Below are 20,084 nucleotides of genomic sequence, written 5' to 3' on the forward strand. Positions count from 1 at the left end.
TGTTCGGTGTCTTGAAGCCTAAGCGGCTGCCACTTCCTTCAGGAAGCCTGCAACAGAGTGGTTCAACTCGCGCAGACGTTCGGCAGCCACTTGTGTGGCGTTTTCCACTTCGCTGGCAGACTGGGCTGTGGTCGTGACCCCACCGGAAACTGTTTCCATATTGCCTGCGGTCATCCGTGTGCCTTCAGAAGCCTCGGCAGCACTGCGGCTGATTTCCGAAGTTGCTGCATTTTGCTCTTGAACTGCCGCCGCGATGGAAGAGGCATTCTCGTTGGCCTGCGCCATCACATTGGCGATGCCTTCGATGGATATCACAGCTTCGCCAGTGGCTTGCTGGATCTCAGTGATCTGGTTGGAAATCTCTTCTGTTGCCTTAGACGTCTGTGTGGCCAAGTCCTTCACTTCTGCAGCCACAACAGCAAAGCCCTTGCCTGCTTCCCCTGCGCGTGCTGCCTCAATAGTAGCGTTGAGGGCCAGCAGGTTGGTTTGCTCGGCAATGGCCTGAATGAGGCTGACAACTTCGCCGATGCGGGTTGCCCCGGCGGCGAGCAGTTTCATGCGTTCATTACTGTCGTTGGAGCGATTGGTTGCGTCCTGAATGACAGATGTTGTTTCTTCCACGCGTTGGCCGATTTCCGCAACGGATGCAGAAAGTTCCTCTGTTGCCGCCGCAACAACTTGCACATTGTTGGACGCTTGATCGGTAGCGCCGGTTGCTTCTGCTGTTTGTGATTGGGCCTGTTCTGCCGTGCCGCGCATTTCGTTAGCGTTGTTTTGGACTTGGTCCATCGAGGTCTGAACAGAATTCAGAAGCTCTGCCGATTGCGTGCGGAAGTTGGTGATCAGGTCTTCGATACGTTTTTGGCGTTCCTGACGCTTTTCTTCTTCCAGCTGTTGCTGTTTTGCCAGCTCGGCCTGCTTGGCAACCGTGTCACGGAAACCGGCAATTGCACCGGCAATATCACCAATTTCATCAGAACGAGAGGCTGCCTCGAAAGCAACATCAACGTCACCGCCCGCCAGACGCTCTGCATCTCCGACGAGTTGCTTGATCGGTTTTACTAGACCTTGTGCCGCGAACCAGCCGATAGCGGCGACGGCGGCAAGAATGATGGTGCAGATGATCAGCACGTCGTTGCGCAATGTCACGAGAGGAGCCTGTATTTCCGCGTCGGACATGGCTGCGACGATAGAGTATGTCGTGCCGTAGAAGTCAAAGCTCTTTGCTGCTGCATGATAGCCTTCGCCGAAGTGGTTCGGAAGAAGGCCGTAGGATTCCTTGTTCTTCAATGCAGCTTCGACAAACTCTCCCTCAAACTTTGTGGTCAAGATGTCAACGACATCAGGTGTCTTGGCTGAGTCATTGCGATAGGTGCCGTCCGCGCCGAGCAGGATGAACTCGCCATCGGCGCCGAGACCCTGAGTCTCGTTCATGATTCCATTGATCTTGTCGATCGGCATTTGATAGACTAAAACACCAATGCGTTGCCCGTCATCAAAGATCGGCGTCGACATGAAACTCGCAGGTGCATCGGCACTTGGAGCGTAAGGCTGGAAGTCGAAGAATGCGACTTCTCCATCCTTTGCTTTCAACGCTGCACGGAACGAATTGCCAAGGTCCGTGTCTTTCCATTCGCCGCTCATCAGATTGGTGGCGTAGTCGAGTTCCTTGAAGACCGAGTAGATCAGATCGCCGTCCGTGTCGAATAAGAAGATGTCATAATAGCCGCGGGTCTTCAGCTTCTTGCGGAAATATGGGTGATAATTGGCGTGATGCTTGTCATATTCAGAGTTGCCCGCTGAGACCAACTCATCTTTTTGACCCAAGGGATGTGGGTTGTCGTGGATATAGGCCTTCTGGAGAATTTGCTCCGGGTTGCCCTCCATGTTGTCCCAGGCTTTTTCCATTTTGGTCAAGGCATACGCACTTGATGGGCTGGCGGCTGTGATCGTTAGGTCTTCAACGAGGGAGTCCAGATAGTGATGCATATCGTTCGCACGCGCTGCCGCAAGGCCGAACATGCGATCTTCTGCTGCCTCTTCTATGCTGTTGAAGCTGACCCAGTAGGACAGGGCTCCCACAATAATCGCGGATGTGGCCGCGCAGCCAACTATGATCGCTGGCAACTTGCCACTGATGCGCGAGAGGAAACTTTTCATAATGCCGAAACTCCGTAACATAAGTTACGAAAAATATCGGCGTGATTTATTTATTCCGAGTAAATTCGGGCTGTATGGGCGCGGAAATAAATCTAAATAAGCGAAAAGAATCAATTTTGGCTCTGAATACTAAAAACATAATCTGTTTTTATTATCAGTGATTCCGCTGTTTTCCTATTTTTCGCGTAAGGCGGCTTATTGACGGTGAAGATGAGGAATTGCCGGAAGACCGGCAATTCCATGGGTGTCGTTATACCAAGTCGTGTTTGGAAAGCGGAAGGGTTGTTACCCAGTTGCCCTTCGCAGCAGCGATAGCGTTTGCGACCGCTGGTCCAATTGGCGGAGTGCCCGGTTCCCCGATGCCTGTCGGGGCCTCGGTTGACTGGACGATATGAACTTCAATTTCCGGCATGTCTGACATGCGGATCGGTTCATAGGTGTCGAAGTTTGTCTGATCGACAACGCCATCGGTCATGGTTATTTCGTTCCGCAGAATTGCGCCAAGGCCGTAACCGAGACCCCCTTCAATCTGGGCCGTGATGTTGTCCGGGTTCACCGGAATCCCGCAGTCAACGGCGCAGACGACCTTCTCGACCTTGATGATACCGTCCTCATCCATGGAGATTTCGGCGACTTCAGCGACGTAGGATCCGAAGGACTTGTGGACTGCGACACCCCGATAACGACCGTTTGGCAGATCCGTGCCCCAACCGGCTTTTTCAGCTGCGAGTTTGAGGACATTTGCCTTGCGTGGATCGTCCTTGATCATTTCAAGGCGATACGCAACCGGGTCTTTGCCTGCTTCCTTTGCCAACCGGTCGATCATGGTCTCCATGACGTAGCCGGAATGGGTGTGCCCTACAGAGCGCCACCACAAAACAGGAACCTTTGTCTCTGCCAGATGCTGATCCATTTCCATGGCCGGGAAGGCGTAGGTCGTGTCTTGGGCCCCTTCTGTCATGTTGTGATCGACGCCGTCTTTCATCAACATCGGTTCAAACGGGGTGCCCTTGATAATGGATTTGGCGGCCATGCGGTGGGACCAGCCCAGCACATTTCCTTCATCATCCAGACCAACTTTCACCTTGTGGGCAGACATGGGCCGGTAATACCCGCCGGTCATGTCGTCTTCGCGGGTCCAGACCAGCTTGATCGGAACACCGGATGTACCTTTTTCATGCAGCGCTTTTGCCAGCATGGCAGCTTCTGCATAAACATGCGCATCTGCCGTTGCGCGGCGGCCAAAGGAGCCACCAGCCCACAGGGTGTTGATTGCAACGTTCTGGAATTCAATGCCCAGCACCGCTGCGGTGACATTGTGATCAATTGTCTGGATTTGTGAGCCTGACCAGACTTCTGCCTTGCTGCCGTCAAAAGCCATGACCACGTCGAGTGGTTCCATGGTGCCGTGGGCTAGGAACGGGAACTCGTAGTCGACCTCAATCACCTTCGCAGCATTCTCGATGGCTGCTTGGGCATCGCCATCTTTGCGGACGCTGAGGCCCGGTTTTGCCGCCATCTCGGCCAGCTCAGCCATCATGGCATCGGTGGACCGCATCTCTGCGCCGCTGTCATCCCACTCGATGGTGATCATGTCGCGTGCCTTTATCGCTGGCCAAGTGGATTTGGCAACGACTGCAACACCCGTCGGGATCATCAAGACATCCACAACGCCTAGAACTGACAAGGCTTCGCCGGGATCAAAGGATACAGGTGTTCCGCCAAAGCGGGGCGAGCGGGCCACAACGGCGACCAGCATATCGTCGCGCTGAAAATCCATCGCATAGGTGTTTGGTGCGCCAACGGACTTGTTTTTGCTGTCAACGCGCGGAAAGGATTTGCCGATATAGACCCATTGATCAGGGGTCTTCAGGGCAGGTTCTGCAGGAATCTCCTGCTCAGCTGCGAGACCGGCCAATTCACCAAAGCTGGCTGATTTGCCCGACGCGTGAGACACGGTTCCTTGGCTGACGGTGATCTCATTTGCAGGAACACCCCAGTCCTTCGCGGCAGCGGCGACTAACATGGCTTTCGCCGCAGCGCCGGCTTGCCGGTACTGCATGAAGGAGTTTGGAATGGCGGTGGAGCCGCCAGTGCCCTGAACCCCGAACAATGTGTTTGCGTAAACAGCTGGGTTGGACGGGGCAAACTCAGTGGTCACCTGCGCATGCGCAGCATCAAGTTCATCTGCCACCAGTGTGGCAAGGCCCGTGGCAATGCCTTGACCTTTGTCGAGGTGTTTCACGATCACAACGACTGTGTTGTCCGGGCGGATATGGACGAACGGCTGAACGAACTCACCGGTTGCTGCCTCTGCCATATTGGGCAGTTTCATCGCGATGATCAGGCCGCCAACCGTGCCAGCGGACATTTTGAGGAAAGTCCGGCGGCTTGGCTTGGCAGTTTCGAGCGGTTTTTGAAGAAGATGCAACATGGATCAGCCCTCCATCTTTTCTGCAGCCAGATGAATGGCCTTGCGAATGCGGGCGTAAGTGGCACAGCGGCACACATTGCCATCCATGGCCGCGTCGATGTCTTCATCGGTCGGCTTCGGGGTTTCTTCCAAAAGGGCCGTTGCAGCGAGCACCTGACCTGATTGGCAATATCCGCATTGCGGAACATCCAGTTCTTGCCAGGCCGCTTGAACGGCAGAAGCGGCCTTGCCGTCAACGCCTTCAATCGTGGTGATCTCGGCCCCGTCTAGATCGCCGATAAAGGTCTGGCAGGAGCGAATGGGCATGCCGTCCCACTGAACGGTGCAGGCGCCGCAGGATGCAATGCCGCAGCCGAATTTGGTGCCGGTCATCTTGAGTTCATCGCGAAGAACCCAAAGCAAGGGGGTTTCGGGATCCACGTCGACCGTGCGTGGCTCTCCGTTGACTTTCAAGGTAATGGACATTGATTTTGCCTCACTGGCTGGCAATCACTGGCTGGAGGTGTAAACTATACTGTGCAGTGTAATCATGATTTCGGGTTGATGTAAACGCCCAAGTTTACATGGGGCGTAAAATCTGAGATGTAAGGGCATCGCCACAACCAAGGTTTGAAATGCCGGTCGCTGATCAAAAAAAGAAGCAAATAATCGAGGCCGCAATAGCTGAATTTCAGGAAAAGGGCTTCCTGGGCGCCAGCATGGACCGCATTTCCGAACGAGCGAACGTTTCCAAGCGCACCGTCTATAATCACTTTGACAGCAAGGACATGCTGTTTCAGGAAATCGCCCAATGCATGGTCGATCAGCTAAATGCCGCGCTTGATACGCCGATTGATCCGGATCTTCCTATCCGCGAGGGGCTCATTCATCTCGGCTGGACGGAAGGAAACCTGCTCACCACTCCGTGTTTCATGGCGCTTGTGCGAATGATCATGGGCGAACTGATCCGGGAGCCGGATCTGGCAGTCGATTTAACCGCCAAGATGAACAAGCTGGTGGTGTTTGAAGAGTTCATGGCGCGTGCCACGCGGGACGGCAAACTGAAGGCCGACGACCCCAAGCGCGCAGCGGAACAGTTTTTGGGTTTGATCAAGGCGCAGGCGTTTTTGCCGAACGTGTTTTCGGGAGCCGTTGTCTCAAAATCTGAGATGCAATCCATCATTGAAGAAAGCGCCGACATGATCATCGCGCGTTATGGCGTTTGATTTTCCGTCTTTACCGGTAGTTTCCCGGACCAATCTGCCCTTGCGCTACAGGTTTTACCGGCTAAATTGCGCAAGATTTTGGAAGGAACCGGGCCGGGCCCGGAGCAAAAAAAGCGGATAATGACGCATATGGCGCAAGGTGAAATCAAAAAGGTCGTTCTGGCCTATTCCGGTGGTCTCGATACATCCATCATTTTGAAATGGCTGCAAACCGAATTTGGCTGTGAGGTTGTGACCTTCACGGCCGATCTCGGTCAGGGTGAAGAACTTGAGCCAGCACGCAAAAAGGCGGAAATGCTCGGCATCAAGGAAATCTACATTGATGACCTGCGCGAAGAATTCATCCGAGATTTCGTTTTCCCGATGTTCCGCGCCAATGCGGTCTATGAGGGCGTCTATCTGCTGGGCACTTCCATCGCCCGTCCGCTGATCTCCAAGCGCTTGATTGAGATTGCCGAAGAAACCGGAGCAGACGCCATTGCCCACGGCGCGACCGGCAAGGGCAACGATCAGGTGCGTTTTGAGCTTTCCGCCTATGCGCTTAATCCGGACATCAAGGTGATCGCGCCTTGGCGTGACTGGAGCTTCAAGTCTCGGACTGACCTTCTGGATTTTGCTGAGAAGAACCAGATCCCTGTGCCAAAAGACAAGCTGGGCGAAGCCCCGTTCTCTGTTGATGCGAACATGCTGCACTCGTCTTCTGAGGGTAAGGTCCTGGAAGACCCGAACGAGGAAGCGCCGAACTATGTGTTCCAGCGCACGGTTGACCCAACCGAGGCACCAGATGTTGTCACCGAAATCGAGATCGGCTTTGAAAAAGGCGATGCGGTCTCCATCAACGGCGAGAAGATGTCTCCGGCAACCCTGTTTGCCAAGCTGAACGACTATGGCCGTGACAACGGCATTGGCCGTCTCGACATGGTTGAGAACCGCTTTGTAGGCATGAAGAGCCGCGGCATCTACGAAACGCCGGGCGGCACCATCCTTCTGACGGCTCACCGCGCGATGGAGTCGATCACGCTGGATCGCGGGGCTGGCCATCTGAAGGATGAGCTGATGCCACGGTATGCAGAACTCATCTACAACGGCTTCTGGTTCTCGCCAGAGCGCGAAATGCTGCAGGCCCTGATCGACAAGAGCCAAGAGCATGTCACAGGCACCGTCAAACTGAAACTCTACAAGGGCAATGTCATCCTTGTTGGTCGTGCGTCGCCATATTCGCTCTATTCCGAAGAACTGGTGACCTTCGAAGACGACCAAGGTGCCTATGACCAGAAAGACGCGGCTGGCTTCATCAAATTGAACGCCCTGCGCCTTCGCACACTCGCAAAACGCGACCGGTTGGGCTGATCCTCATGACACCGGCAGCTGAAATCGAAAAACAGGTTTCAGCTGCCGGGTTTCTGGTTGTCGGCTCGTTTTTGCCCGAAGACAAAATTGAGTTGCCAAGACTATCAGATCCGAGTGCTTCTCTTGCACTCGTTCTGATTGGAAGTGCAGGGCCTGCTTTTTGGCAAGCGTTCCAGAAGTCTCCTGAATTTTCTGACGCAAACCCTGATCCGATGGATCGGTTCACGCGACGCGTTTTGACGCAGATCGCTGCGGATCTGGGGCTAGAAGTTCTGTTCCCGTTTGATGGGCCGCCCTATTATCCGTTTCAGCGCTGGGCCAAGGCGTGTGGCGGCTTTTCGCAAAGCCCGCTAGGTGTTTTGGCGCATGAAACCTATGGGCCGTGGCTCGGCCTGCGGGGTGCTTTTGTGGTTCCGAGTGCCCGAGAGTCCACGCCGGAAATGGCTGTCGACGGGCCATGTGTCACGTGTGCTGACAAACCTTGTTTATCGGTCTGCCCGGTAGGGGCGATTTCCTTGGATTGCGGCTATGACTATCTGGCTTGTCGGTCCTATCTAAAGGACAATCCGAGCGCGGAGTGTTGGCAAGGCTGTCTGGCGCGGCACGCCTGTCCTTTTGGGAAGGACCATGCGCATTTGCCGGAGCAGGCGCGGTTTCATATGACAAGCTTTGTATCCGTATGACCCGGAGCAAACGATTGAGGCTCTACATCTAGATGAGACGATGGATCGGACTTGCAGCTTTTGTGGTTGCCGTTGTGGGAATGGGCGTTCTGATTGGAACCAGCACCCCACCCGGCGATTGGTATGCCGAGCTGCAACAGCCACCACTCAACCCGCCGAACTGGCTGTTTCCGCCAGTTTGGACGGTGCTTTATACCTTGATTGCCTATGTGGGCTGGAGAACAAGAGAGCGAAGTGGCCGCAGATCGCCCCAGTTTTCGCTTTGGGCAATTCAGATGGGTCTGAACTTTGTTTGGAGCCCCATCGTGTTTTCTGTAAATGAACTGGGACTTGGGCTTCTGGTGCTGGTGACCCTTTTGTTCTGCCTGTTTGTTTTCATTCTAAGGGCTTGGAAATCAGACCGAGTGTCGGCCTTTTTGTTTTTGCCCTATGCGGCCTGGGTCGCCTTTGCGACGTATTTGAATGCTGGGCTCTATGTCCTCAACCAGGCGCAGTAGTTCTGTTATGCGGCTTTAGGGAAATCCAGCCAACTTCACCCGGTTTGAACAAGGCTTTTGCTGCCCGGTTCCAGATCGGTGGATGGTGATCACCCACCAAAATGATGTGGGTGTCGGCGAGGTCCGGATGAAGCGCCATTTGCTTCACATCCTCAATCACATCAAGCCACATTGCGGACATGCGGCAAAGGCTCGGGTCAATGAATGGCGTCTCACCAGAGCAATCCAATCGATCAGGTGCTTCTTCCGGTGCGATCGGGACATGGGTGTTCAGGGTCAGCCAGTAGGTGAACTTCGGCTTACCAAGGTCTTCCAGCAAATGCGCTTTCACGATCTTGGCAAGGTCTGCATCACAAAAGCCTTTGAAGGTGAGGCCGCAAAACCGCTTAGGCATGTCATTGCGTTTGGCCAAATTTTCCATGAAAACGAGATCCTGAAATCCGATGCGGGGAAGCCAGATATCTCGGTCAAAGAACTGATGGGTGAAGGCGTGAAAGGCTGTGGTCTGATATCCGAGATCCGCGAATTTCGCTGGCAAACACTCATAGCGGTCTGCGGTCAGATAGCTGGTGAAGTCGGCCCATTCCCCGCATAACTCGCGCGCTTCCGCAGCGGTGGTCGAGCCGTGATAGGCGGATGTTCCATCGCTGATCTCATATCGCTCAGTAATGTCCGCAGTTTTGAGCTGATCCCAAAACACATCCCGCAGCTGTTGGCTTTTAAACGCTCCAAACCCTTCCAGCATGACAATCAGGACATCTTGCTGCGGTGTTGATGCAGAAGCAGGTGTCGGCAGAAGGTTCACCTTGGTGACGGCAGATTCAAAGTGATCTTCTGAGGCCGATAGATGGCTCAGTTTTCCCTTCGGAATAATGTTGAAGGCGAATTCTCCTGCCATCAATAGGAAGCAGCCGAGAATCGCGGGGATTAAGCTGACATTTCTGAACGCTGTCCTGTTGGAGATCAGAAGCCAGATGTAGAGCGATGTTGTGAGGACGAAAGCAATTCCCGCAACGAGATAGGTCGTTGAGGAAAACACATCCAGTTTGACCATATAGACGACAGATTGCAGCGCTAGCGTTGGCGCAAGGTCAAACAGGCTGGACACCACCAACAAGATATCGATCAGAAGGATCACAAACGCTCCGACGGCGATGAGAGCGGCAGGAAGCCGTGGTGCGAGGATGGCAAACAGAAAATAGGCCGGGATTGCGAAGGTGCGGATTGGAATGACGAAGAAAGACGCCAAAACAAACAGAATGTTCGGAAGCGCCACCGCCACAAATGCAAACACCCAAGCCTCTTTCGAAAAAAACGGTCGGTCTGCTGATCGGGTCTCGGCCAATTCTTCGGGAGTTATGTCTGCCATTCGGGGCCGCTCCAATCTCAAATCCTCGGGAAATATCGCGAGATTGGGTTACGATTCCATTTAAGTAGAAGTAAGAGCTTCACTCAGAGGTAGTTGGGCCGAGTTTTGTAATTCCGTCCAGATCCGGGCAGGTTTTCAGCGCTTCTTTCGCCGTGAGGTCGGACTTGACTGGTGCATCAGGCCAAATCTCTGCCAAGGGTACAAGAACGAAGGCCCGTTCGGCCATTCGTGGATGGGGCAGTGTCAGGTCAGGCTCATCGATGGCTGTGTCGCCATAGAGCAGGACATCAATATCGAGTAGGCGCGGTCCCCAGCGCTCTTCGCGCACCCGCCCCATTTTAAGCTCGGTTTCCAGACAGCGCTTCAAAAGGTCTTGGGGGGACAGACTTGTCTCGACTAGAATGCAGGCATTCCTGAAATCGTCCTGCTCAATCGGGCCCCAAGGCGGTGTTCTATAATCCGACGAGCGTCTTGTCAGGCGGATATCCTGACCGGCTTGCAAAAGCGCAATTGCCGTTTCCAGCGCTGCTTTTGTGTCGCCCATGTTGGATCCGAGGCCAAGGGCTGCGCGGTGCCAGTTTGGCTTTTGGGAAAAGGTATCGGTCACGAGTGTTCAGTTCTGATTTGGTGCGGCCGTTTCTCGGCGCGTCGCATGAAGAATGTGAGCTGCATCGGCATGGGGGCGGACGTCATGAACACGGACCATGGCTGCTCCGTTTTGAAGCGCGATGAGGTGAACCGCCAAAGAGCCAAACAGACGCTCGTCGGTTTCAGCATTCAGGACCGCCCCGATCATGCGTTTTCTTGAAGCTCCTGCCAGAATGGGAAGTCCATGTTTTTTCAGGTCTTCGAACCGGTTCAGGATAAGAAAATTCTGGTCAATCGTTTTGCCAAAACCAAAGCCGGGATCGAGCATTTGTTTTTCCTTTGGAATGCCGGCCCGGTCGGCCAGTTCCATGGAGCGTTCAAACCAACGATCAATGTCTGACAGGATATTGATATCAGGATCGGCGGCCTCGCGATTGTGCATCATGATCACATGTGCCCCGGTTTCCGCTGCCACATCCGGCATTGCGGGGTCTTTCTGAAGGCCCCAGACGTCATTGATAATTTTAGCGCCCGCAGCGCAGGCCCGTCCGGCAATCTCCGCCTTGTAGGTATCGATGGAAACAGGGCGTCCAAGTCCACAGACAGGTTCCAGAACCGGCGCCAATCTGGCCCACTCGTCTTCAAGGGAGACAGGCGTTGACCCCGGCCGGGTGCTTTCTGCCCCGATGTCGATAATGTCTGCGCCTTCGTCGATCATGGTTTTGGCTTGAGATAAGGCCTTGTCCGCCACGTCGAACCGCCCGCCGTCTGAAAAGGAATCTGGTGTTACATTCAAGATGCCCATCACTTGAGGGCGGTCTCCACTCTCAATGGCTGGAAAAGTGTATGCAGCAGCGCGTGTCATGAAAGGCTGTCCGTGTTTATCATGTGCTTGCGGTTTGGGCTTTTGCACCTGCCGGGTCAAGTGCAGTTGCGACATGCGTCATGACAAATGCGAGTTTTGGACTTTGGGGCGTAGGCAAAGCCAGAACAGGATCCCGGCAACGGGAAGGGCGGCGTTGATCAGGCCCACGCCGAGGACGGGGTCTCCCAGACTGGCAACCAACAAGCTGCCGAGTATGCCACCGCCAAACTGCAAAAAGCCCATAACGGCTGATGCAGCACCTGCAATATGAGGAAAGTCTTGCATCGCCATGGTCAGTCCGGCTGGCAGAACAAAGGCGAGCGAAAAGGCAAACAGCATGACTGGAGCCATGACGCTGATCAGCGTTGGTGTGAGCGCCAACATGGAATAGCACATAGCCGCTGATGAAAGGCCAAATCCGACAAGACCAAAGGGGACCAGCGCGGTCGCATCCCGAGATTTCATCAATCTTGCTGTTGCCATGGTGCCGACTATGAAAGACCCGGATTGCAACATCATGGTCAAGCCAAAATCGGTTGGTGTGAGGCCGACTTTGTGGATCAGGATAAATGGTAAGGTGGAGGTCAGGGCGTAGAGATTGCCGAGTGCGAACCCCACCAGAAGGCTTGGGCGGAGAAAAGCTGGCGTGGTCAAAAGCGTCAGATAGTTTCGGGTGAGGACTTTCGGGTTGAGGTGGTGACGGCCCTGATAGGCATTCGTCTCTCGTTGAAAGACTACGATTGAGAGCAACAGCCCCAATCCATAGACAATCATGCACCAGAACACTTCCCGCCAGCCAAAGGCTTCCAGAACAAGGCCGCTTATGGTTGGGGAAATGGCAGGGCCGAGGGCGAGCATCATGGCAATGGTGTTCATGATCCGGGCCGATGTTTGGCCAGTAAAGAGATCTCGGACCATTGCCCTTGAGACTGCAACCCCAATGGCGGACCCGATGCCCTGAAGGGTGCGAGCGATCAGCATCCAGGTGATATCCGGCGCGTAGGTCGCCAATATTGCGGACACAAGATAAAGGGTCAGAAAGGCGATGGTGACGGGCTTGCGCCCAAATGCATCTGTCATTGGGCCGCAGATTAACTGAGTGACGGCAAATCCGAGGAAATAGGAGGTCAGCGTCAGCTTTATCATCGCTTCGCTGGTGCCGAATGCTTCAACGAGTGTTGGCATGGCCGGTGTGTAAAGCGCCATTGAGATCGGGCCAATGGCGACAAGGCCCGCACCAAGCAGCGCGGTACGCCGTTCACTCATAATGGGCGGAGAAGCGGTCATAGGATCCAGACATATTCAGGAATACCCGCCCCTTGAGGCTGGTTCTTGCAGCAAGCTATGGCGCTTGTGTTTAAAGGTCCAACCCTAAATTACGGGTACTCCCTAAGTAGTTCGTATAAATACTCGGAATCTGTCCGGGTTTTCTAATGCAATAGGTTTTTTTAATAGTTTGTTCAGAAATGAGTAGAGTATTCGGGGGTTCAGATGACTTTCATTCACAAGGCGCATGGGTGCGGCCAAAAACATAATGCTGGTCAGGCTGGACATTTCAAAAAAGCGCTTCAAGCGGGTGGCCAGGGTAATAATGGTGCCGCCGCCGCGGGTAAGGCCAATGCAGGCCGCGTCTATGGTGGAAATGCTGGAAACGTGAATGCCGGGCAGGCGTTTGGCGGGATTAACCCGAACACGAATGCAGGTTTGACCAAGCTGGCCAATATCATCAATCAAGCGACAGGCGGCAAGATCAAGCTGGTTGAAGCGGGCGGCATTGACACGCGTGAAGGCGGCAGCCGGATTTACGTGAAAGACGGCAAGATCCAAAGTGTTCAGATCTGGGGCAACCAGGCGCTTTCCCAAAAGCTGACGCAAAAGCTTCAAGGCACAACAATCTATTCTGGCAACAATATCCCACAGGATGATACGCCACTCGGCATGGTCCATAACGCAGGCCAAGGCAACTACGGCTCGGTTAGCGTTGTTGGCAGCAACAATGGCGGCGGTTGGGGCAAGCCGGTTCCACTTCCTGGTAAGCCGACTGTTTGTCCGATGCCGAAGCCAATGCCTGTTCCTTATAATGGCGGTGGCATGCAGGTTGCCCAAGGTGGTCAAGTCGCTGGTGCAGGTCATGTTCACGCAGGCGGAAATGTACTGGCTGGCGGTCACGTCCATGCTGCTCAGGGCGCAGGGCAAGCCGCTGGTGGACATGCAGGGCATGCGCATCACGCAGAAAAGAACGACGGCAACGTTGGTGGCATTCTCGGTGGTATCTTTGGTCTGAAGTCAGGCCTGCTGGGCGGACTTGCCAACCTGTTCTCGAAGAAGAGCGGTATTCTGGGAGCTGTTGGTGGTCTCGCTGCGCCGGTTCTGGGCATCTTCTCCAAGCTGGTCGGTCATGACGGCGCTCACAAGGCGGCCATGAACGGCGATCTGGGCGGTTGGCTGGTCAACACCTTTGACCACACAAGCCACTCCCATGCTCTTGGTGGAAACGAAGGTAATGGCAATGGTGGCCTGCTCGGGATTACCAATATTGCCGGAACCCTCGGTCAGGAAGCTGGTCACATCCTTGGCTTGGACAAAGTGTTCGGCGATGCCAAGCAATATGACGCACAAAATGGCACTGACTATGCCAAGGGCGGCGGGGAGCCAAAGCACTTTCTATAAGTCAATGTAACCGGTCCACTGAACGTAGACCGCTGATCGAATAAAGGTCGATTAAACATCAGCATGTTCGACCTGCGCCATCTTGCTCCTGTGCAAGGTGGCGCTTTTCGTTTGGGCTTTTCGTTTGGGCTTTTCGTGTCGATCGTTTTTGTCCTCTCAATGCCCCCTTTAAACTCTTTGTAGAATGCTTGGAAACATAAACGTTGGGCCTGTCAGCTTTGCCGCGTTGCACAAGGGCGATGTTGACTGTATATAGGGCCGAAAATCAGCCAGATTTGGCACAACTCCGGACATTCAAGAGCAGGCAAACCCGTCTCTGGCCTCCAGAACTGGGCATCGCCTGCGGAGCGACCACATGAAATTGCGTAATATCGCCATCATCGCGCACGTCGACCATGGCAAAACCACACTGATCGACGTTCTGCTGAAGCAGTCCGGCGCTTTCCGCGACAATCAGCGCACTGAAGAGCGCATGATGGATTCCAACGATATCGAGCGTGAGCGTGGGATCACGATCCTTGCCAAGGTCACTTCTCTTGTCTGGAACGATACACGCATCAACATCGTGGACACTCCGGGCCACGCCGATTTCGGCGGTGAGGTGGAGCGTATCCTCCACATGGTCGATGGCGTGATCCTTCTGGTTGACGCTGCGGAAGGTCCGATGCCGCAAACCAAGTTCGTGCTTGGCAAGGCGCTGAAGCTTGGTCTGAAGCCGATTGTCGCGATCAACAAGATCGACAAGCCGGAACAGCGCGCGGACGAAGTTCTGGACGAAGTGTTCGATCTGTTTGCCTCGCTGGATGCAAACGAAGACCAGCTGGATTTCCCGGTTCTTTATGGCTCTGCCAAGCAGGAATGGATGGCGCTGGAGCCGGACGGACCGCAGGACAACATGAACCCGCTGTTTGACATGGTTCTGGACAAGGTCGCGCCACCGGAAGCCGAAGATGGCGAATTTACGCTGCTGGCGACCACTATTGAATCCGATCCGTTCCTGGGCCGCATTCTCACAGGCCGCGTTGTGTCCGGTACGGCTGTTCCGAACATGCCGATCAAGGCGCTCGACCGCGAAGGCAAGCTGGTTGAAAGTGGCCGTGTTTCAAAAATCCTTGCATTCCGCGGCCTTGAGCGCCAGCCGATTGAGCAAGGTGAAGCCGGTGATATCGTTGCAATTGCAGGCCTGACCAAGGCAACTGTGGCTGACACGCTCTGCTCGCCATCTGTGGCTGATCCGCTTCAGGCGCAGCCGATTGACCCGCCAACCCTTTCCATGACTTTCCGCGTCAATGACAGCCCGCTGGCGGGTACAGAAGGTTCCAAGGTTCAGTCCCGCGTTATTCGCGAGCGCCTAATGAAGGAGGCGGAAGGCAACGTTGCCCTGCGCGTTGAAGATACCGACGAGCCGGATGCGTTCATCGTCTCCGGTCGCGGCGAATTGCTGCTCGCCATCCTGATCGAAAACATGCGCCGTGAAGGCTTTGAGCTGGGCGTTGGCCGTCCGCGCGTCGTGTTCCAGTTTGACGAGGCTGGCAACCGTCTGGAGCCGATCGAAGAGGTTATCATCGATGTGGATGAAGAGTTCTCCGGTGCGGTGGTTCAAAAGCTGCAGGAGCGCAAAGCCGACCTTCTGGAAATGAAGCCGTCCGGTGGTGGCCGCACGCGTCTTGTGTTCCACGCCCCGACCCGTGGCCTGATCGGCTATCAGGCGGAACTAATGTCCGACACACGCGGCTCTGCGATCTTCAACCGCCTGTTCCATGATTATCAGCCGTATAAAGGCCCGATCCAGGGTCGCCACACCGGGGTTCTTTTGTCCAATGGCACCGGCGAAGCCGTGGCCTATGCGCTGTTCAACCTGGAAGATCGCGGCCCGATGATGATCGATCCGGGCACCAAGGTGTATCCGGGCATGATTATCGGCGAGCACACCCGGGGCAACGATCTGGAAGTGAACGTCCTAAAGGGCAAGCAGTTGACCAACATCCGCTCTGCCGGCAAGGATGATGCGGTGAAACTCACCACGCCGATCCGCCTGACGCTGGAAGCAGCTCTCTCCTACATCGCTGACGATGAGCTGGTGGAAGTCACGCCGGACAGCATTCGCCTGCGCAAGGCCGAGCTTGACCCGCACGAGCGCAAGCGCGCCGAACGCGCCGCCAAGAAAGAAACCGCCGCCTAAGCGGAGTTTTTTCTGAGCGCTGAGAATTGAAAAACCCGGGTCATTGGCCCGGGTTTTTTATTTTGGGGGCTTCGTCTCCATCCCTGAAAAGGCAGGGCTTCTATTCTAAGCCCTGCCTCATTGTATTTATCATTCAGGTATTGGTGATCCTGGAACGGCCTCGAACGCGTCGGCCCCGTCGATTTCCGTAACGGTGTTAGTTGTTCCGGGGAGGATTTCAAACAACGGGTCGAAATCAACCATTGTTGAGGCAAGTTGTGTTAGCACACCGACATCACCTTCAACCGTTGCAGTTCCATCCTCGATCTGGGCTTCGAGGGTAATTTCTCCGGCCATCGTCCGTTCCAGATCTATACGATTGATTGTAAGCGTCAGATCTGGGTTCTCTGCCAGATGCCCTTCAATGTTGGTAAGCGTTGCGTTCTCCAACTCAATTAGGAATTTCTCACCATTGTCGGGCGTGATCAGATTTATCGTGAAACGCATTCCTTCCGCTTTCCGGCTATCCATCCGAATTCCAAGGAAATTGAGGAAGAGCTCGGTGGACATGGCTCGTATGGTGTCCGGAGAAGAAGACTTTGCTGTTGGGGCTGCAGAGATTCCAGAGCGTAGCTCGTAGGCCCCTGCGAGGTAGCTGTTACGGAGACCAGGGTTCTCTTGCTGATATCCAATCTGCTCATAGCAATCGGCCAAAAGGTCCCGCGCCTCCTGATTATTGGTCTCTGCCAAGCATAGCTTGTTCAAGATCTCTATCGCTGAAAGGTATTCACCAGCGTTATGAAGTTCCTGACCCTTGGCAATGATTGGGTCCGCGCCGCCCATCATTTCTACATAGAGAGGTGCCGAATCCGTGGGTGAGAGGGGCTTCAAGGTGGCTGGATTACAGTCCCAGAACCCAAGATAGCTTTGGATCACTCCGCGGCTGTTATGTTCAGGGGAGCCGTGATAGCCGCGGCAATGCCATTGGTCCTGCAAGCTTTTCGGAAGCTGGTAGACGTTATGGATTTCGTTGATTGTCACACCTTGGTTGGCAAGGTCCAGCACTTGATTGTTCATGTGGGCATAAAGATCACGCTGTGCCCGCAGAATCTCCTGAACACGGTCATTTCCCCAACGTGGGAAGTGGTGAGAGGCGATAATGACCTCTGCCTCTGTCCCGAAACGGTAAAGCGCCTCGGAGATATATTTTGACCACAGCAAAGCGTCTCGAATGGGTGCGCCCCGCAGGGTGTAGATGTTGTGCAGAGTTGCGGTTACATTCTCCGCCATCCACAGGGCTTTCATGTCGGGGATGTAGGTATTCATCTCCGACGGGGCCTCGGTTCCCGTGGTGTTTTGGAAAATCATCCTCACGCCATCGACTTAAAATTCTTCAATGGCGTCTTCTACAACCTTGGTCGGCGCTATGAGCCCTGGAGAGCCAAAAGAAACACGATGGCCCAGTCCTTGTCCGGCGAAGCCGTTGGGGTGGATGTCAAGTTGCTGTCCATATTGGTAGGACAGGCGACGGTTCATCGCATTACCCGCATACACGTTTTCCGAGATTGTGTATTGCATGAAATCGCGCGGCGCGATGATCTCAACTTTATTGGCCCTTACATCTGCCTCATCAACAACCCCACGAACACCACCCCAGTGATCCGCATGAGAGTGTGAGTATATGACGGCTGTAACAGGCAGACCTTCGCCAACATGCTCTTGGAACAAGGCCCAAGCGGCTCGTGCAGTCTCAGTGCTCAGCAGTACATCAAACAGGATCCAGCCTGACTTGCCGCGAACGATCGTCATCTGAGAGAGATCAAGACCACGCACCTGATAGATACCGGTAATAACTTCATAAAGACCGTAGTTTTGATTCAGCCGCGAGATGCGTTGAAGCGATGGGTGGATACTTGGCCAGTCCTTGTCTTCGTTAAAGAAATCAAAGCTTTTCATATCCCAAGCGATGTTTCCGGCATCTGCCATGATCTGATCGTCGGGCATTTTTGCGATCAAACCTTTCTCATTTTCCTCGAAATCTCGGGTGTCAGAGAATGGCAAAGACTTACGAGCTTCTTCCAGTATGTTTATCCCGGATTTCCCAAGTAGTCAGCTGATTTAGCTTCTTCTATCCTATTTTTCTCTTTATATTACAGCGTGTTACTTGATGACGGAGGGCTGAAAAATGGCACACCCAACGGGTGCGGGTTCTGAGAGCGATTTTCGGCTGGATTTTGACCCTCGGGTGCGGTTGGAATTCCACGGTTCAAAGATCAGTTCTGATGGCGGTCTTCTGCTTTACCGGGAGCTTGATGACGCCCTTGGCCTTTTCGGCAAAGCGGTTCGGTTCCTTCGGGATACCCGCAAAGGTAAGAATGGCGTTCACACCTTGATGGGCCTGCTGCGCCAATCGATATTTGGTCGCCTTGCGGGCTATGAAGATGTGAATGATGCCGTGCGTCTGTCGCGTGACCCGGTAATGCGCCAGATTATCGGGGGCCGTGCCGTTGACACTCAGGCGGCATCCTCCTCCCAGATGGGCCGCTTTGAGACTGAGGTGCTCGCGACTGCCGCCAACAGGGAAGCCTTGGCCGATATGCCCGGTCAATGGATTGATGCGGTGCATGGTCGCCAAGGACTGAACTACATCACCTTGGACATGGATAGCTCTGTCAGCCCCACCCATGGCGCTCAGGAGGGAACCGCATGGAACGGGCATTTCGGCTGCAACTGCTATCACCCATTGTTCATCTTCAATCAGTTTGGCCACTTGGAACGCTGTGCCCTGCGCAATGGCAGCGTCCACAGCGCGGATGACTGGAAGGCTCTTCTGATACCCGTCATTGCGCGCTATGCAGAGCGCGACATCATGCGCTTCTTTCGCGCTGATGCCGCCTTTGCCATTCCGGAACTTTACGAGACTTTAGAGGCTGAAGGGTACCGCTACGCCATCCGCCTCAAAAAGAACGCTGTGCTGGAAGAGAAGATCAGCCATCAGCTGACCCGCCCCGTGGGACGTCCCTCAAAGACAAAGATCAAGCGCTTCTATGAGGTTTTTGAGTATCAGGCTGCTTCATGGAGCAAGCCCCGTCAGGTGGTTGCCAAGATCGAATGGTATCCCGGTGATCTATTCCCTCGCGTGGGTTTTGTCGTCACCAACTTGCCGATGGAGCCGGAATGGATCATCCGCTTCTACAATCAGCGCGGCACAGCCGAACAGCACATCAAAGAAGGCAAGAACGCCATCACTTGGACCCGCCTGTCCTGCAAGCGGTTCTGTGACAATGAGGTCCGGCTTCAGCTTCACGCATTGGCGTATAACCTTGGTGTCTTCCTGCAAGGGCTAGACCTCCCGGAAGAGGTCGCCGACTGGTCGCTGACAAGTATCCAGAGCCGCCTCATCAAAATCGGGGCAAAGGTCGTACGCCATGCGCGCAAAATCACGTTCCAACTGGCAGAGGTGGCTGTATCAGGCTACGTCTTCGGACGAATCCTCGCCGCAATCCGCGCCCTCAAGCCCCCGCCGAGGCCTGCATGACGCTCCAAACAACGAAACCAACACAAATGCGGCTCCACAGCTGTGTCTTGTCGCAGCCCAAACGGGATAAAGTCCACGAAAAGCTCAAAAACCGCGCTTACGTAACCGTCAAAATCGATAATCGCCCCGACAACGCTGCCGTCAGAGTTGCAAACGTCCGTGAAAACGGTCAACCTCGTCGCAACACACAGTTACTTGGGAAATATCCGCTTAGATTAAGCCCAGTTAGGGTGCAATCTGTGTTTTCACCAAATATAATACGCAATTTTATCGAGTATCATTTATTGAAGTTGGGCGCTTGAGTGTAGAGCCTTTTCTGTCATGAGGTTTACATTTGCGACTTTGCTGCACCGTTTGTCGTTGAGTTTAATTGTGTTTCGTGATGACGGTGAGTGCGGGTTTTAGAGGGTGAGTGCGGGTTTTAGAGGTGGAATGCAGTTGCCATCTCATCCGGTGAGCCATCCCTGCGAATGCAGGGATCTCGTTTGTTTCAGGCTCCTGCCTGCGCAGGAGCGGCATTCTCCGGTTTGAGCGAGAACCTGATGATCATAGCTGGAATGGTGG

At 54.3% G+C, this 20,084-nt stretch carries 17 protein-coding genes; 8 read left to right on the forward strand and 9 right to left on the reverse strand.

Features of this window, described 5'->3' with window-relative positions; translation table 11 throughout:
* Nucleotides 1-18 precede the first annotated feature (18 nt).
* From TRICHSKD4_RS05090 to TRICHSKD4_RS05100, 3 genes are all read right to left on the reverse strand, one after another.
* Nucleotides 19-2,160 (reverse strand): methyl-accepting chemotaxis protein, encoded by a 2,142-nt coding sequence (locus tag TRICHSKD4_RS05090; RefSeq protein WP_009466381.1) that lies wholly within the window; start codon nt 2,158-2,160, stop codon nt 19-21.
* A gap of 250 nt (nt 2,161-2,410) precedes the next feature.
* The gene (locus TRICHSKD4_RS05095) at nt 2,411-4,594 is read right to left on the reverse strand and encodes a xanthine dehydrogenase family protein molybdopterin-binding subunit (protein ID WP_009466382.1); all 2,184 of its coding nucleotides are present in this window, start codon (nt 4,592-4,594) and stop codon (nt 2,411-2,413) included.
* A gap of 3 nt (nt 4,595-4,597) precedes the next feature.
* Complete coding sequence (locus TRICHSKD4_RS05100; RefSeq protein WP_009466383.1) at nt 4,598-5,059, reverse strand: (2Fe-2S)-binding protein; 462 nt, start codon at nt 5,057-5,059, stop codon at nt 4,598-4,600.
* A 149-nt stretch (nt 5,060-5,208) separates the two neighbouring features.
* Between TRICHSKD4_RS05100 and TRICHSKD4_RS05105 the strand changes: the two genes are divergently transcribed.
* From TRICHSKD4_RS05105 to TRICHSKD4_RS05120, 4 genes are all read left to right on the forward strand, one after another.
* Nucleotides 5,209-5,799, forward strand: a complete 591-nt coding sequence (locus TRICHSKD4_RS05105) for a TetR/AcrR family transcriptional regulator (protein WP_009466384.1) — start codon at nt 5,209-5,211, stop codon at nt 5,797-5,799.
* Between the two features lie 129 nt (nt 5,800-5,928).
* Nucleotides 5,929-7,149, forward strand: coding sequence for an argininosuccinate synthase (locus TRICHSKD4_RS05110; protein WP_009466385.1), 1,221 nt, complete (start codon nt 5,929-5,931; stop codon nt 7,147-7,149).
* A 5-nt stretch (nt 7,150-7,154) separates the two neighbouring features.
* Nucleotides 7,155-7,832, forward strand: coding sequence for a hypothetical protein (locus tag TRICHSKD4_RS05115; RefSeq protein ID WP_009466386.1), 678 nt, complete (start codon nt 7,155-7,157; stop codon nt 7,830-7,832).
* 32 nt (nt 7,833-7,864) lie between these two features.
* Nucleotides 7,865-8,329 (forward strand): TspO/MBR family protein, encoded by a 465-nt coding sequence (locus TRICHSKD4_RS05120; protein ID WP_009466387.1) that lies wholly within the window; start codon nt 7,865-7,867, stop codon nt 8,327-8,329.
* Here TRICHSKD4_RS05120 and TRICHSKD4_RS05125 read toward each other — a convergent pair.
* The 4 genes from TRICHSKD4_RS05125 to TRICHSKD4_RS05140 all read right to left on the reverse strand — a co-directional run bounded on the left by TRICHSKD4_RS05125 (nt 8,313) and on the right by TRICHSKD4_RS05140 (nt 12,438).
* Nucleotides 8,313-9,698: a sulfatase-like hydrolase/transferase gene (locus TRICHSKD4_RS05125; RefSeq protein ID WP_009466388.1), complete on the reverse strand. Its 1,386-nt coding sequence runs from the start codon at nt 9,696-9,698 to the stop codon at nt 8,313-8,315. The two genes, TRICHSKD4_RS05120 and TRICHSKD4_RS05125, sit on opposite strands and share 17 nt — an antisense overlap.
* Before the next feature lie 79 nt (nt 9,699-9,777).
* The gene (gene folK / locus TRICHSKD4_RS05130) at nt 9,778-10,305 is read right to left on the reverse strand and encodes a 2-amino-4-hydroxy-6-hydroxymethyldihydropteridine diphosphokinase (RefSeq protein ID WP_009466389.1); all 528 of its coding nucleotides are present in this window, start codon (nt 10,303-10,305) and stop codon (nt 9,778-9,780) included.
* 6 nt (nt 10,306-10,311) lie between these two features.
* Nucleotides 10,312-11,151 carry a dihydropteroate synthase gene (gene folP, locus TRICHSKD4_RS05135; RefSeq protein WP_040616375.1) on the reverse strand — a complete coding sequence of 280 codons (840 nt, stop codon included), beginning with the start codon at nt 11,149-11,151 and terminating at the stop codon, nt 10,312-10,314.
* A gap of 78 nt (nt 11,152-11,229) precedes the next feature.
* Nucleotides 11,230-12,438, reverse strand: a complete 1,209-nt coding sequence (locus TRICHSKD4_RS05140) for a multidrug effflux MFS transporter (protein ID WP_009466391.1) — start codon at nt 12,436-12,438, stop codon at nt 11,230-11,232.
* 204 nt (nt 12,439-12,642) lie between these two features.
* Here TRICHSKD4_RS05140 and TRICHSKD4_RS05145 point away from each other — a divergent pair, with 204 nt between their 5' ends.
* On the forward strand, nt 12,643-13,821 hold the full coding sequence (locus TRICHSKD4_RS05145) for a hypothetical protein (RefSeq protein ID WP_040616343.1): 1,179 nt from the start codon (nt 12,643-12,645) through the stop codon (nt 13,819-13,821).
* A 355-nt stretch (nt 13,822-14,176) separates the two neighbouring features.
* Entirely contained in the window at nt 14,177-16,003 is a 1,827-nt protein-coding gene (typA, locus tag TRICHSKD4_RS05150; RefSeq protein WP_009466395.1) for a translational GTPase TypA, read from the forward strand.
* Nucleotides 16,004-16,132: 129 nt separating this feature from the next.
* Here typA and TRICHSKD4_RS31570 read toward each other — a convergent pair whose 3' ends face one another.
* Nucleotides 16,133-17,308, reverse strand: a complete 1,176-nt coding sequence (locus TRICHSKD4_RS31570) for an alkyl/aryl-sulfatase (protein ID WP_247642782.1) — start codon at nt 17,306-17,308, stop codon at nt 16,133-16,135.
* Between the two features lie 57 nt (nt 17,309-17,365).
* Nucleotides 17,366-17,968: an MBL fold metallo-hydrolase gene (locus tag TRICHSKD4_RS31575; RefSeq protein ID WP_247642783.1), complete on the reverse strand. Its 603-nt coding sequence runs from the start codon at nt 17,966-17,968 to the stop codon at nt 17,366-17,368.
* Nucleotides 17,969-18,167: 199 nt separating this feature from the next.
* On the opposite strand from TRICHSKD4_RS31575, the gene TRICHSKD4_RS05160 reads away from it, so the two are divergent.
* Nucleotides 18,168-19,520 (forward strand): IS1380 family transposase, encoded by a 1,353-nt coding sequence (locus TRICHSKD4_RS05160; RefSeq protein WP_009466009.1) that lies wholly within the window; start codon nt 18,168-18,170, stop codon nt 19,518-19,520.
* Nucleotides 19,517-19,822 (forward strand): hypothetical protein, encoded by a 306-nt coding sequence (locus TRICHSKD4_RS32205; protein WP_009466398.1) that lies wholly within the window; start codon nt 19,517-19,519, stop codon nt 19,820-19,822. Before TRICHSKD4_RS05160 ends, TRICHSKD4_RS32205 begins: the two co-directional genes overlap by 4 nt.
* Nucleotides 19,823-20,084: the final 262 nt, after the last annotated feature.

Origin of the sequence: Roseibium sp. TrichSKD4 (genome assembly GCF_000148725.1) — a bacterium.
Lineage (GTDB): Bacteria > Pseudomonadota > Alphaproteobacteria > Rhizobiales > Stappiaceae > Roseibium.